The sequence below is a fragment of the Thalassotalea sp. PLHSN55 genome (assembly GCF_052030545.1).
GTDB lineage: Bacteria > Pseudomonadota > Gammaproteobacteria > Enterobacterales > Alteromonadaceae > CANMXU01.
This window is the reverse complement of the sequence record NZ_JBPDIH010000010.1, coordinates 37,149-50,077: the sequence shown is the minus strand read 5'-3', so window position 1 is coordinate 50,077 and position 12,929 is coordinate 37,149. Positions and strand designations below refer to the sequence as shown.

At 40.9% G+C, this 12,929-nt stretch carries 11 protein-coding genes; 5 read left to right on the top strand and 6 right to left on the bottom strand.

Annotated elements, in window-relative coordinates:
- Nucleotides 1–242: 242 nt before the first annotated feature.
- Entirely contained in the window at nucleotides 243–1,049 is an 807-nt protein-coding gene (locus tag ACRRSQ_RS17330; RefSeq protein ID WP_440877039.1) for an alpha/beta fold hydrolase, read from the top strand.
- Nucleotides 1,046–1,951, top strand: a complete 906-nt coding sequence (locus tag ACRRSQ_RS17325; protein ID WP_440877038.1) for a GGDEF domain-containing protein — start codon at nucleotides 1,046–1,048, stop codon at nucleotides 1,949–1,951. Before ACRRSQ_RS17330 ends, ACRRSQ_RS17325 begins: the two co-directional genes overlap by 4 nt.
- Nucleotides 1,952–2,061: 110 nt before the next feature.
- Here ACRRSQ_RS17325 and ACRRSQ_RS17320 read toward each other — a convergent pair whose 3' ends face one another.
- Genes ACRRSQ_RS17320 through ACRRSQ_RS17305 form a run of 4 tightly spaced genes read right to left on the bottom strand, consistent with a single transcriptional unit; the run spans nucleotide 2,062 to nucleotide 6,787 of the window.
- Nucleotides 2,062–3,558, bottom strand: a complete 1,497-nt coding sequence (locus tag ACRRSQ_RS17320; protein ID WP_440877037.1) for a sulfatase — start codon at nucleotides 3,556–3,558, stop codon at nucleotides 2,062–2,064.
- Nucleotides 3,548–4,537, bottom strand: coding sequence for a 2-keto-3-deoxygluconate transporter (gene kdgT / locus ACRRSQ_RS17315; protein ID WP_440877036.1), 990 nt, complete (start codon nucleotides 4,535–4,537; stop codon nucleotides 3,548–3,550). Before kdgT ends, ACRRSQ_RS17320 begins: the two co-directional genes overlap by 11 nt.
- A complete protein-coding gene (locus ACRRSQ_RS17310; protein ID WP_440877035.1) occupies nucleotides 4,527–5,984 on the bottom strand; it encodes a sulfatase in 1,458 nt (485 codons plus the stop codon). Before ACRRSQ_RS17310 ends, kdgT begins: the two co-directional genes overlap by 11 nt.
- Before the next feature lie 20 nt (nucleotides 5,985–6,004).
- The gene (locus ACRRSQ_RS17305) at nucleotides 6,005–6,787 is read right to left on the bottom strand and encodes a hypothetical protein (protein ID WP_440877034.1); all 783 of its coding nucleotides are present in this window, start codon (nucleotides 6,785–6,787) and stop codon (nucleotides 6,005–6,007) included.
- Nucleotides 6,788–7,190: 403 nt separating this feature from the next.
- Between ACRRSQ_RS17305 and tpiA the strand changes: the two genes are divergently transcribed.
- Nucleotides 7,191–7,931, top strand: a complete 741-nt coding sequence (gene tpiA / locus ACRRSQ_RS17300) for a triose-phosphate isomerase (protein ID WP_440877033.1) — start codon at nucleotides 7,191–7,193, stop codon at nucleotides 7,929–7,931.
- A 121-nt stretch (nucleotides 7,932–8,052) separates the two neighbouring features.
- Here tpiA and ACRRSQ_RS17295 read toward each other — a convergent pair whose 3' ends face one another.
- Both ACRRSQ_RS17295 and ACRRSQ_RS17290 read right to left on the bottom strand, forming a co-directional pair.
- Entirely contained in the window at nucleotides 8,053–9,288 is a 1,236-nt protein-coding gene (locus tag ACRRSQ_RS17295; protein ID WP_440877032.1) for a glycoside hydrolase family 88/105 protein, read from the bottom strand.
- A gap of 180 nt (nucleotides 9,289–9,468) precedes the next feature.
- A complete protein-coding gene (locus tag ACRRSQ_RS17290) occupies nucleotides 9,469–10,875 on the bottom strand; it encodes a sulfatase-like hydrolase/transferase (protein WP_440877031.1) in 1,407 nt (468 codons plus the stop codon).
- A 293-nt stretch (nucleotides 10,876–11,168) separates the two neighbouring features.
- Between ACRRSQ_RS17290 and ACRRSQ_RS17285 the strand changes: the two genes are divergently transcribed.
- Both ACRRSQ_RS17285 and ACRRSQ_RS17280 read left to right on the top strand, forming a co-directional pair.
- Nucleotides 11,169–11,828, top strand: a complete 660-nt coding sequence (locus ACRRSQ_RS17285; RefSeq protein WP_440877030.1) for a hypothetical protein — start codon at nucleotides 11,169–11,171, stop codon at nucleotides 11,826–11,828.
- A gap of 73 nt (nucleotides 11,829–11,901) precedes the next feature.
- Nucleotides 11,902–12,828, top strand: coding sequence for an AEC family transporter (locus ACRRSQ_RS17280; protein WP_440877029.1), 927 nt, complete (start codon nucleotides 11,902–11,904; stop codon nucleotides 12,826–12,828).
- Nucleotides 12,829–12,929 lie beyond the last annotated feature (101 nt).

Here is a 12,929-nt window from a genome sequence, read left to right as displayed (position 1 = left end):
GCGGTGTTAAAACAACCTTATTATTCTGCTATTTCCCTTTCTTAACATTTAGGGATGTCCCTTTTTAACCCGATGTTTTAAGCAAATAACCATTGGCGATAATAAGCTCGAAACTAACACTCCAATAACTTGACTTAACCGCTAATTAACCACACGAACTACACAATAACAGCTATTTTTCTTGTGTAGCGCCAGTAAATTAACCATTATAATCATACTCTACTTTACTGACTTACCTAATAATGTCTTTCAATATCAATGTACGCGCACGAAATAACGTTAAAGTAACCGGCAACGGGAAAACTACACTTATGCTTGCCCACGGCTTTGGTTGTGATCAAAATATGTGGCGATTTATGCTGCCGCTATTAGAGTCGACATATAAAGTTGTTGTATTTGATTATGTCGGCTGTGGCCAATCAGACACCGCTTATTTTGATCGCAAACGCTACGAAACACTTGACGGCTATGCCGAAGACGTTATTGAAATTTGTGACGAATTAGCACTTGAAAATATAGTGTTTATTGGACATTCGGTGAGCAGCATAATTGGCATGCTCGCGGCGTTAAAATCACCCGCCCTATTTGCCAAAATCGTCATGGTTTGCCCTTCCCCTTGTTTTATGAACTTTCCACCAGATTATTTTGGTGGTTTTGAGAAAGGAGATTTAGAAGAGCTGATCAACTTAATGGACAAAAACTATATTGGCTGGGCCAACTATCTAGCGCCATTAGTAATGGGACAAAACAATGGCTCTGAACTGATTAAAGAGCTAGAAGACAGTTTTTGTTCGACCGATCCTACTTACGCCAAATCTTTTGCCAAAGCGACGTTTTTCTCGGACGACAGAGCCAAGCTAACTAGGCTGCTCGTACCAACAATGATCTTGCAAAGTAGTGACGACAATTTAGCCTCGGTAGATATCGGCCAATACATGCATGAAAAAATCCCCAACTCAGTGCTCAAGGTAGTTGACTCACAAGGGCATTGTTTACACATGACCGCGCCTGACGTCGTCTTTCAAGCGATAAAACTATTTTTAGCATGATAAAACCAACCCTCGACTGCTTTCCATGCATACTGCTTACAACCGATATGCAGAGCAACAGACTCGAATATTGCAATAAGTATGCAAAAGACGTATTAGCGTTAACTGCTGATGAAATCACCGAATATAGTCTGTTTGATATTATTTCTAAGGCAAGTGCTATTTTCTTTGAAAGTTATATACGCCCTACGCTGGTAAGTTCAGGCTCATGCCAAGAAATCCAAATTTCGTTAATGTTACCTGCAAACGAAAAAATTGCCGCTGTCGCCAACCTTCAGTTAGTCGACACAAAGATTTTCTGGTCGATATACATCGCTGTCGCCCGTGACAAACTCTATCAAGAGCTTTTAGCGGCAAGAGAACATTTAGAAATTAAAACCGAAGAGTTAACCTTATTAACAAGAGTTGATCCGCTAACAAACTTACTTAATCGACGCGCCGCAATTGATGACTTTACCAAAGTCCTTAATCAACTAAACCGTAATTTTGTTGCAACCTCATTTCTGCTCATCGACATTGACTGGTTTAAAAAAATTAATGACACCTACGGGCATAACAGAGGTGATGATATTTTGGTAGAGCTTGCTAATGTATTAAAAAAAATGACGCGCTCTAGCGATATTGTTGCCCGTTGGGGAGGCGAAGAATTTTTAATGGTGTTATATAATTCAGACCTAAAAAATACACATTTATTCTGTCAACGACTGCATCAAGAAGTTAATGCCATTACCATTGCTCAAGATAAAAAATTATCGATTAGTGTTGGCGCTGCGGCGTTAAACGCCAATGATTTAACCTCTGATGATGTCATTGAAAAATATGTAAAATGCGCAGACATCGCTTTGTATCAAGCGAAAGTTAACGGGCGCAATAGAACTGAAATTTTTGATGACAACATTTAAAAACCTGCGCAATGCAGCGTAGGACAAAAAAACTCGATACCTTATCAAGCTATCGAGTTTTATTGACTAAAAATACGGTCAAAAAGCTTATTTTACCGAGCTCAGTTTATTCAGTTATTAGGCAAATAACGCTCGCTATTGGCAATAAATTTCGCCAGTTTCGCCGATAACAACGCAATGTCTTTTTGATAAGCCACATCATTTACCACATTGGTTGTTTCTTCTGGATCTTTGGCTAAATCAAATAGCATTTTTTCTTGGCGACCATCTTTGGTTTGATACTCGGTATAAATCAAATTATCACTTATCACGGTATCGCCTTGTTTAAAACGAGAATAAACAAACTCGTCTCCACTAGGTTTTAAATTTGCTAATAATGGCGCTAAACTGCGCCCAACCATTTGCTGTGTTAGTGGCTCATCTGCCGTTAAACCAGCAAGGTCAATTAAGGTTGGGAAAACATCCACTAAACTCACCAAGGTGTCAGACGTTAACCCAGATTGCGCTTTGGGATCGTCAATTATCAACGGAATATGCAGCGCTTTATTGAGCATGTTGTGCTTGCCCCAAAAATTGTGTTCACCTAAATTAAAGCCATGATCACTGGTTAACACTACGATAGTATTGTCGCGCAATCCTAACTGCTCAAGGGTCACTAGAATGTCGCCAACTTGTTGATCAATAAAACTAACAGCCGCGTAATAACCGCGCAGAGACAGTCGGTGAAATTCATCTGAATTGTACGTGTGGTTTTTAAAGTGATAGACATTGATCTCGCCCGAGCCTTTTAAAGATTCAGGGGCATTGACCGGTTTATCGCGCAGTACTGACGGTTGAAAGTCGGTATTTTTATATAAATCAAAATACTTTTGCGGCGCATTAAACGGTAAATGTGGTCGACGAAAACCAGCAGCTAAGAAAAAAGGTTGGTTTTGTTGTGCCAAACGCTTTAGATCGCTGACCGTTTTTTGTTTTACTTGTCCGTCGTAATAGGCTTCATCTGGCATATCGGCACTTTCATACCATGGGCCTCTATGACCAAAACGCTTGGTAGGTTTAAGGTATTTTTTCGAGTCGTCATTATAATAAGCTGGGCCTTTTGCTGTTGGCTCCCACGCCGATTCACTCCAACTTTTTTCATTTGAGTCAGTGCGGCTATGAAACACTTTGCCATTAGAGACCGTGTAGTAACCCGAGTTTTTGAAAAATTCACCTAGGGTTGTTGCCTGCGGCACTTCACGTTCAGCATTGGCCAAATAATCAATAAACCGAGTTTTATGCGGATAAACGCTGGTCATCATACTTGCGCGAGATGCGCCACATACAGGTACATTGGCGTAGGCACGATTAAATAGCATTCCTTGAGATGCGAGTTTATCAAGATTAGGCGTGATCGCTTTTTTATCGCCCATCGCACCCATTGCAACTCGATAATCATCGACCATTATTAATAAAACATTGGGATTTTTTTGTTCAGCAAAGGTGTTTTGTTGAACTGTATGTTGGTGAACTGGGTTTTGCTGAACTTGCTCTTCGAGAACCGACGCCTGTTGGCAACCGGCTAACACAAGCATTACGCTGCAAAGCCCGATGATTTTATGCAGCATGAGCAGCCTCTTGGTTGATGTTTTGAGTACTCTGTTCACCATAGCGTTTGTGGTACATGGCGGTAATTATCGGAACTAGAATTGAGGTAACAATAACGCTAGTTGCTATTAGTGCTGTAGCGCTTTGCGCCGCAAGCGCAAATTTTGGTTCAATCGCAGCAATGGCAGCTGGGTTAGCAATAGCCGCCCCCGCGGTTGACGATGCAGCAACGCCCGCTGTGCCATTGCCTTTTCCTATCCAGCGATCAGCAAATATTAATGGGATCCCCGTAATAACAATAACGGCAAGCCCTAACATAATACCCAATAACCCCGTGTCTAAGATCACCGCTAAATTGATAGTATTACCTAAGGCAAAACCGACAAAGGGGATCATTACAGCGCTTGCTCGGCTGAAAAATTCACGCAAACTTACATCTAAGTTACCCAAAATAAATCCTGCAAGAAACGGTAGTACCGCGCCAATAAAATGATGCAATTCAAATGAAGCCGCGCCAACCGAGCCTAAAATAAGCATGGTCATTAATGGCCCAGATTCTAACGACATTAAAATAAACGCGCCCGACTCTTCTTTAGAGCCGTATTGATTCATTAAACTTGCGTACAAACCACCGTTGGTCATATCCATAGCCGATACAAGCGCTAGCGTAGATAAGCCTGCAAATAGTCCAGCTTCAATGCCGTGCTCGGGCAAAAGCGCGGCAGCAACAACCGCAACAACCCACGCCGTTGCAACTTTAGTGATAACTAAAGTGCCTGATTTGCGCAATACTGTACCTGTTGATCGTAGATCTATACTTGCACCAATACAAAAAAACCACACCGCTAAAATGGGTAAGATCCCTGTCATTATGCCTTTGGTAAAACCACCAAAATAGTCTGCTGACTCTGGTGCTAAAGTATTGATCACCGCCCCTAGAAATAAAGGCACCAACATCATGCCACCAGGGACTCGTTCAATATTTTGCTTAATCTTCATCGCTGTCTCTTTTTTGATTTTCTTGTGTTTTTGCCACTAGCTTGCCCAGCACGCGCTTTTGATGAAACGAAGGCGCGTTGGTTGGAAATTGATGATCTAACAATTGTTTCAAGCGTTTTTCATCAGCTTGGAATTGAATTTGGCCAGCAACGTTTGCGCTTGCCACAGGGCTTGTATCATGCAAATACAGTTCTTTAAAGAACAGCGCTTGCGTTTCACCGTTACGCCATTCGGTGTAACGCCATGTTCCGTCGGTGACGGTAACGCCCATATATTTTTTGCCACGTGCAAATAAACTATAGGCAGCGCTATCCCATGGTAGTTCAGGGTTATCTAATAGAGGCAGTAAACTTTTACCATCCATAGGCGGCGCTTGTAAGCCAGCAGCTTGGGCAATGGTTGGCAATACATCAATGTTTTCAACTAATGCCGATGAGCTAACATTTACTTTGCTGAGGGTATAGCGGCCTTCTCTGCTAATAATAAGCGGAACACGTGTATCTAATTCCATATTTGAATGTTTGTTCCACGTGCCATACTCGCCAAGTTTATAGCCATGGTCGCTCATAAAAACCACTAAGGTATTATCGCGCAGCTTCATTTCATCAAGTGCCGACATTACCCGGCCAACTTGCGCGTCCATATAACTCACGCTGGCATAATAGGCATGGTTTAAGGTTTTGGTTAATTCATCATCAACATCCCCTTGCTTTGGAATACCGCCATACATACGCAGTTCCCCCCACTTGCTCAGTGCTAGCTTATAGATGTTGTTAGGCTTTTTGCGACTTGGTACGACAAATTGGTTGCGATCGTACAAATCCCAATATTTTTTAGGTGCGTTAAACGGCAAATGAGGTTTACTTAAGCCAACGACCATTAAGAACTTATCGTCTTTAATTTCGTTTAAGGTTTTAATGGCGTCGCGAGCTACTTGACCATCTTTGTAAAAATCGTCATCAACGTCACCCGCTTCATAAGCAAACTTCGCTTCTTTATTACCAGCAATAGCATAAAAATTTGGTAGTTTTTTAATGTGTGTCGTCCAGCTTTCCTGATCGTCAGTCACACTATGATATACCTTGCCAATGCTAATAGTTTTATAGCCGTTTTCTTTAAAAAGTTGTGGCATCGACACCACGTCAGGATGGTTTGAACGTAACCGGCCACTGCGATCTATGGTGTATAAACCTAACGTTTCTGGGCGTAAACCCGTTAATAAACTAACCCTCGACGGGCCACATATCGCCTGTTGTGCGTAGGCCTTGGTAAATTTAACGCCTTGTTTAGCAAGCGCGTCAATATGTGGCGTTTGGATCTGTTGATTACCATATGTGCCAAGGTCCGCGCGTAAGTCATCAACTAAAAACACCACGACATTAAGCGGTTTTTGTTGTGCTGTTGCTTGTTCAGGCTGTAATAAGCAAGCAATAGATACAAATAGCAAAATATAATAGTAAACCCTCATTATGGCTGTACTCTCGCTGACTCATCAAAATTCTTTGCAGCATCGTGAGTTAGCGGATCATTGGTCATAATAAAACGGTCAATAACATGATGCTTTGAACGACCTGAAATTTGCACGGTATACGTACCAGCCTGGCTAAAATCAGCATAAATCGCATGTGGATCTCTATCAGAGGTACTGGTTGACCAAATAAATTGGGCAACATCACCACCAGAGCGATACACTTTAAACCAGCCCTCTTTACTACTGCCTTCTGGTAATTCACCCACACATGAATTTACCGCGCTATCAATTTCTTTAGGACAAACGGTGGAATTATCTTTTAAGCCGTAAAATTTATCGCTTTGAATTTTCAGCCAAGAATCATTAGCTTCTGTAGTAGAATTTCCTTCTCCGATGAGCGTTAACCAATCAAAACGGTAGGTGCCAGGGTTAGTAATTTGCACCGCAATATTAATCACTCCTATGCCGGGTTGGTTAAATAAATCGTCCCCCGTCCATTCAATTGCTTGCCCACCTGAAGCTGATGTCTCCGCTTTTAACTGCCAGCTTGAGCCACTAAAGTCGGTTGACTCCATTTCTACGACTAGCACACCATTTTCTTCAATAAAAGCACCTACAACAGGTGTTGGTTCTGGATCTGGTGCAGGAGAAGGTGCAGGCGGCGTAGTTTCGGGTTTTGGATCAGCTGTAACAACAGGCTCTGAGCCTGAGCCACCGCATGCGGTTAATAGACCGAATAACATTAAACTCATGACTCTTTTACAACATTGAATACTCATTACATCCCCTTCAAATTTTGCGTTCTTGCGCAATTTTTCTTATTTATTATTTTTAGTTGCTAGTGATCAAAGCACCGTTATTTATCGAACAGTAAATCAACAACAATAGTGGAATTTATCAGTATTAGCACCTAAAACGCAAGAGTTAAAATGACTCATTATGAATAAACTCGCACGAAAAAGACTTAAATTAATCAATAAATGTCATTCAAAAAAATTATAAAAACTCACAATAAACACTATAACCACCTGTCTTAAAAAGAATTAAACAAAATCACTTAAATTAAGCATTTAATTAAAGTTAAAATTACAGTAATTAAAAACAACATTAATGATTGGAAATGACTAATTAAGAATTTATCATGTACACCAACGAACCTAAAACACACATTAAAGGCAAAATATGACTAACAAATTGGTGATCGGTAACTGGAAGATGAACGGCGACATTTTAACAAATGCTGCGCTCGTTCAAGCATTGTTAAAGTTCAACGCAAATGAGACGGATATTGTGATTTGTCCACCCGCTATTTATTTGTCTCAAGTACAGTTGTTAATAGAAAAAAGCGATATTAGCTTAGGCGCTCAAAATGTAAGTAGTGAAAGTAAAGGCGCATTTACCGGGGAAAACGCTGCAAATATGCTTAAAGATATCGGCTGTAATTATTGTTTGGTCGGCCACTCGGAAAGACGCGCACTTTTTCATGAAACCAGCGAAGATATCGCGCAAAAAATCACACAGCTTCTTAGCCATAATATGACTCCGGTATTTTGCATTGGAGAGTCGTTAGCTCAGCGTGAAAATAATGAAACTAAAGACGTGATTATTACGCAAATACAAAGTGTTTTAGCCTTGGTTGGCCAACAAGAATTTGCCTCTGTTGTTATTGCTTATGAACCGATTTGGGCGATTGGTACCGGAAAAACCGCCAGTGCTGCACAAGCACAAGAAATACATCAGGTGATACGTGATTATTTGAATTCACTCGATAATAAAGCATTTTCAGGTACACAAATACTTTATGGCGGTAGCGTTAATGAGGGCAACGCGAACGAGTTAATTGCACAGCCAGATATTGACGGTTTCTTAGTCGGCGGCGCTTCGTTAAAAGCACAATCATTTGAAAAAATATGTCAGTGCTAATGCTAGTGCTTTAGGTAGTGTATGTTGATGAAATAAACATCTGGTTAATTTCATCAACATCAACACATAAATAGTAGCCTCAACATACTAACCATGTAGAGGCTAACTATTCACTTAATAACTAATCTTGCCACTTAACCATTTCAGACGCGGCTAATAAAACGGCGCCAACACCATAAAGTTGTGAATCGGTCTTTTTCACAGGATCAGGCGACTTGCCAACATGCTGAACCCAATTAACGCGACCATCAGCATCAACGGTAGTTGCTAATGCCGCCCAACCTTTTTCAACCGCTTCTTTGCTTGCCGCATCATTTAAAATACCGTTATTAACACCCCAAGCTAAACCAAAGGTGATAAAACCTGTACCGCTCACCTCAGGCGTTTTTACAATATCAGGATCTTTAAGTGATACTGGCCAGAAGCCATTTTCACGTTGCAGTTTGAGTAAACCGGCAGCGTTTTTCTTATAAAGTTCGATGTAACGTGCTTTCGATGGATGGTCTTGCGGTAACTCGTCAATAATCAATGGGATGGCTGCAAATACCCAACCATTTCCACGTCCCCAAAATACCGGATTACCATTTTCATTTTTCATATCGAAATAGCGGCTATCTCTAAAAAACAAGCCGTGTTCGTCAGAAAATAAATAATCAGCGCTTGCCCAAAATTCTTTGTCGGCGTACTCAAAGTATTTAGCATCGCCGGTAACATTTGACATTTGCAACCATGCACGTGGCGCCATAAATAGCGCATCTGCCCAACACCAACGTGTTTGGCAATTACCTTCTAAATGCACTTCTCCATGACCTGATGCGGTTGAATCTAACATTGCCAATCCAACATTAGGTTGGTTAGCTAAAATCATATCAAATACAGCTTGCGTTGGTTTAATTGCTGCCTTATTTCCGGTTTGCTCTGCTAACCATAGGTAAGTTTGCGCAATTGTATGGTCGTCAGCATGGTAAGGTCGATCTAATAACAATTCGTAGTTTTCAGCGGCAGACACTTTTTCTAAGTGCTGCATAAATTCTTGGTTATCGGTGGTTTCAGTCCAGCGAGTTAAACCAATATAGAGTGACGCTTGGATCCAAAACTTTACGTTTTCAGACTTAGCGCGATGCGACTCAGGAATATAATGTAAATTATCGAGTTGCGCGATTTGCCACTTCGCACTGCGATCAGCAATATCTTTGGCTGAAGCTTGTATGTCCGCAGCAGTTAGCTGGCTCGTTTCGTTAGTCACCGCTGGTTGCGCTGATACAGCTGCTGTCGTGCTCTCTTCTTGGCCGCAACCAAATAACATTAAGCTCACTGCTAGTGGCAGCAAAGCAAATTTTTTATTAAGAATTTTCATTTTCTGTCCTAATGCATTTAACGCTAAATATTTACTGCCTTAAACCATGTGCCAGTTGCTGTTATCAGCTTTTTCATACGGTTATTTGCACGATTTAAGGCGTAATAAAATAAAAAAGGCTCGTTGACTAATCTTCACAATCAAGAATTACATAGCTGTCAACAAGCCAAGGTGGGGAAGCTAGTTTTTATACTGTTCAAATAAGTCATAAAACTCTTTGGTTAAGCTTTTGTGCTTAGCCGAAATATCTTTTGACTCACCCGGATCTTTGATGATGTTATAAAGCTCGACTTTGCCTTGTACGGTATAACGAACCGCTTTGAAGTCGCCTTTACGAGCGGCTTGGAAAGTATCACCTATTACGCCAGAATTTGGATCGCCCACTTGCTTTGCAAATTCCCAATACAACATACGTTCGTCCATTGGTTGGGGTTGGTCATTGAGTAAACCATTAATTGACTTACCATTGGTTCTTACGCGCGGTACTGTGTTTAAGTCAACACCCGCGATATCGGCCACGGTAGGTAAAACATCAGCAAACAACCATGGCGTATTATCAACACGGGCTTGTTTAATTTTTGCCGGCCAGTGCACAATCATAGGTACGTGAATACCACCGTCATAAAGATCGCGTTTTTGTCCTTTATAAGGCGCTGAAGCTTTGAAGAAATCAGGATTGGCCCCACCTTCATCATGAGGACCATTATCAGAAGTAAAGAAAATTAGCGTATTATCTAGCATGCCTTTGCTTTCTAATACGTCAACAATTTGTCCCATGTAATCATCAAGCGCTGTCACCATACCTGCTAAAACCGCGTTCGGGTTTTCAACCGCTTCTGGGTAATAAGCCGCGTATTTATCGCTTGGCTTACCAGTAGACATACCAGTGTAAGGTGTTTCTTCTAACTGGTATTGATCGCTGTATTTTGATGGTACACCCAACTCAGCATGTGGAGATGAGAACGTAAGCATCATGAAGAATGGGTTGTCGCGATCTTCTTCGATGTAGTTAATGGCTTCTTCGGTGAATAACTCTTGAGCATAAGCGCCTTTTCGACCACCTTCATTTTCTTTAAGTCGAATTTTTTGACCATCGCGCCATACAATTTGCGGATACTGTCTGTGACCTTCTAAAATAGAGTAAAAGCCATACCAAGTATCAAAACCCATCGCTAACGGATCGGTAACCCCCATTTGCGAGCCAATTGAATATTTGCCAAATAAAGCGGTATCGTAATCTGCATGTTTAAGTACGTGTGCTAAGGTAATATCAATTTCTTGTAATTGCACAGTATTAGAATTGTTACTCATATAACGACCATCACGGCCGGTAAATAAAGAGACTCGAGAAGGCGAACAAACCGTGTTACCAGCATACGCTTGGTCAAAACGAATACCTTGACTGGCCATTTTGTCTAAATTAGGTGTTTTTATTGGTGTATTACCGTAAGCACCAATTTGGTTAAAACCTAAATCATCTGTTAATACAAAAATAATATTGGGTTTCTCTGCGGCACTCACTCCAGCAGAAAGACTTAATAGTAGACTCCCGACTACACCAACCCACTTGCAACTGTTTTTTTTCATTTTATCTTCCTTCTCACTGCTCAATACCTAACTGTATAGGCAGTTGTGTTTATTATGACTGTGCTTTTAATCGACAATATTTGGCTCGCTGCTGACAGCAAAACGCTGTCATTAAATCCAAATACTGTAACTTAATGTAGTGCACATTTCAGTGATACTAACAGATTAAAACAGCCACAAAAAGACTTAAAATGATTTAATTTGACTATTTGCAGTGATTATATAAACTAGGTAGAAATTAAAAAAACAATAAATTGAATAGCATTCGCACAATTTGAAGAGTCAATAATACAATGAAAAAATATGGGTTAAGCGCACTATTACTGTTGGCATCACTACAAATAATGGCAAATAATTATGTAGAAAAAAATGGCATAGTTACGATTGAAGCCGAAGATTTTAGCACGCAAATAAAAGACGACAAAAGACGTTGGTATAAATTCTCAGCGTCAACACCACCACACAATCTAACCGACAGTGACCAACCACACAGCTACAATGCAAGCCAAGGTGGTTACATCGAGCTACTGCCTGATACGCGTGCGAATCATAGCCATGCACTTATTCGCGGCGAAAACTTTACTAATAAAGCTGGCTCAATGGCAGTGCTCAGTTACCCAGTGTATTTCAATACACCCGGCACCTATTATGTGTGGGCGCGCGCCTACAGCACTGGCAGCGAAGATAATGGCCTTCATCTTGGTATCAATAACACTTGGCCTGCCTCGGCAAAACGCTTACAGCTGTGTAAACATAAGCATAGGTGGACATGGTCTTCAGCACAACGAACCAAAGAAAACCATTGCGGTGTGCCTAATACCATTACCTTAAAAGTACCGTCTGCGGGGATGCACACGATTATGGTGTCGATGCGTGAAGATGGCTTTGAACTCGATAAGCTTTTATTAACCACCGACAAAGATTATCAGCCCAAAGGCATTGATTTACTGTAAGTAAAGTTATGTGGCTGCATACTGCTTTAAATTAACGATATACTAGCATCTTCATTTTTGTAGAGTAATTGCCGTGACATTTTTTCAGCTTCTTAATGCAGCCTTGCAAGTAACCACCCCCTTATTGATAATTTTAGTCATAGGAATAACATTCAAGCGAATAGGTTTTGTCGATCAAAATTTTGTTGCGATTGGCAACAAGCTTGTCTTTAAAGTAGCGTTACCGGCATTACTTTTTTTAAGTGTCGCAAATGGTTCAGCAGACCAAACGATAAATTTTTCGTTGATTTACTACGCCATGATCGCAACGGTAGTCAGTGTGGCATTGGTTTGGTTGATTTGCTCGTTGTTTCTTGAACCATCAAAACGTGGCGTTTTTACCCAATGCGCCTTTCGAGGCAATATGGGCATTGTCGGCTTTGTTTTATGCGTAAACGCCTACGGCGAATCGGTATTAGTACAAGCCTCAATTTACCTAGGCTGTTTAACTATTTTATATAATGTGTTGTCCGTTATTTTATTAAGTAACTCCAAACAGGCGATTATTAATAATTTAACGCGAAATCCGCTGATATGGGCCATAGTTTCTGGCTTTTTATGGTCGTTTACTCATCAGCCTTTGCCGGTAATTATTGATACTTCTATCGGTTACTTAGCCAAATTAACACTGCCATTAGCATTAATATGCATCGGCGCAAGCCTCGACTGGTCAAGTCTAAAGTCAAACCACAGTATTGCCATTTGGTGCAGCAGCGCCAAGCTCGTTATTCTGCCGGCGCTTGTTTGCGCCATTGCCATTATGTTGGGCATTACCGGCCAATCTTTAGGGATCTTATTTTTAATGATGTCATCGCCAACAGCGGCCGCGGCGTATGTTATGACACAACAAATGACATCTCATGGAAAATTTGCCGCTGAAGTTATTACCTTATCGACCATATTAAGCCCGATCTCGGTTACGTTGGGCTTAGTACTCTTAAAACATCAGGGCTATATGTAACAACTAACCTATAACGTACGTTAGGTATTTTGTGATGACTCCTGAAACACCACTGAAAGATAAGTGTTGTTATTGTTTTAAGCGATAACGTTAATTGTAAA

Excerpts from the sequence above, each read along its gene's own strand:
- ACRRSQ_RS17330 (WP_440877039.1), top strand. The coding sequence starts at position 243 with ATGTCTTTCAATATCAATGTACGCGCACGAAATAACGTTAAAGTAACC.
- ACRRSQ_RS17325 (WP_440877038.1), top strand. The coding sequence starts at position 1,046 with ATGATAAAACCAACCCTCGACTGCTTTCCATGCATACTGCTTACAACC.
- ACRRSQ_RS17320 (WP_440877037.1), bottom strand. The coding sequence starts at position 3,558 with ATGCTGCATAAAATCATCGGGCTTTGCAGCGTAATGCTTGTGTTAGCC.
- kdgT (WP_440877036.1), bottom strand. The coding sequence starts at position 4,537 with ATGAAGATTAAGCAAAATATTGAACGAGTCCCTGGTGGCATGATGTTG.
- ACRRSQ_RS17305 (WP_440877034.1), bottom strand. The coding sequence starts at position 6,787 with ATGAGTATTCAATGTTGTAAAAGAGTCATGAGTTTAATGTTATTCGGT.
- tpiA (WP_440877033.1), top strand. The coding sequence starts at position 7,191 with ATGACTAACAAATTGGTGATCGGTAACTGGAAGATGAACGGCGACATT.
- ACRRSQ_RS17295 (WP_440877032.1), bottom strand. The coding sequence starts at position 9,288 with ATGAAAATTCTTAATAAAAAATTTGCTTTGCTGCCACTAGCAGTGAGC.
- ACRRSQ_RS17290 (WP_440877031.1), bottom strand. The coding sequence starts at position 10,875 with ATGAAAAAAAACAGTTGCAAGTGGGTTGGTGTAGTCGGGAGTCTACTA.
- ACRRSQ_RS17285 (WP_440877030.1), top strand. The coding sequence starts at position 11,169 with ATGAAAAAATATGGGTTAAGCGCACTATTACTGTTGGCATCACTACAA.